Genomic DNA, 653 nt, shown 5'->3' on the forward strand with positions numbered 1-653 from the left:
GCTCCTTGCAAGCCTGGCGGCCTCGTTGAACTTGCGCTCGAGCTCCGCATTGCCGCCGCGACAACCGGCGACGACCTTCTCGGCCCACGCGACATAGTCCGCGAGATCGTCGCGCTCGTCCTCGCTCGGCTGCGGCACGATGCGGGCCAGCGTATTGCTGATCTTGTCGGCGATCTTGATCAGCTTCGCGTCCGGGGATTTGTGCGGGGCGTCCTCGATCTGCTTCTGCCGGCGCGCCGGCTTCGGCAAGCTCATGTCGTCGGTGCATTCGGCCACGAGGTCGGCGACGCGCGGGCTGGCTGCACGACACCATCGAGGACACCGGGGCCACGCACGACGAGCTGGCGCGGAAATTCAGCCCGCGGCAACGAGCTCGGCATCGGCGCCATCGGTCACCTGCGCGAGCAGGTTCGCGACCTCGGCGAGGTGGTTGATATAGGGCTCGTTACCCCGCCCCTTGCGCGCCATGCCGTTATGGCGGCGCGCAGCGAACTCGGCAGCTTCGGAGATCAGACGGATCGCGGGGAGCATGGCTACGGCGCTCCCGTTTGAGCGGGCGCACTATCGGCGCGCGATGAGATGACTTCCGCCGGAGCCCGGGGCTTACCCCTCTCCCCAACCCTCCCCCGCAAGGGGGGAGGGAGCCTGACCAG

At 68.3% G+C, this 653-nt stretch carries 1 pseudogene; it reads right to left on the reverse strand.

The features are described from left to right. A pseudogene (locus J6500_RS31595) lies at positions 1–531 on the reverse strand (HD domain-containing protein); the annotation flags it as partial. Positions 532–653 lie beyond the last annotated feature (122 nt).

The organism is Bradyrhizobium semiaridum (assembly GCF_020329505.1).
Lineage (GTDB): Bacteria > Pseudomonadota > Alphaproteobacteria > Rhizobiales > Xanthobacteraceae > Bradyrhizobium > Bradyrhizobium semiaridum.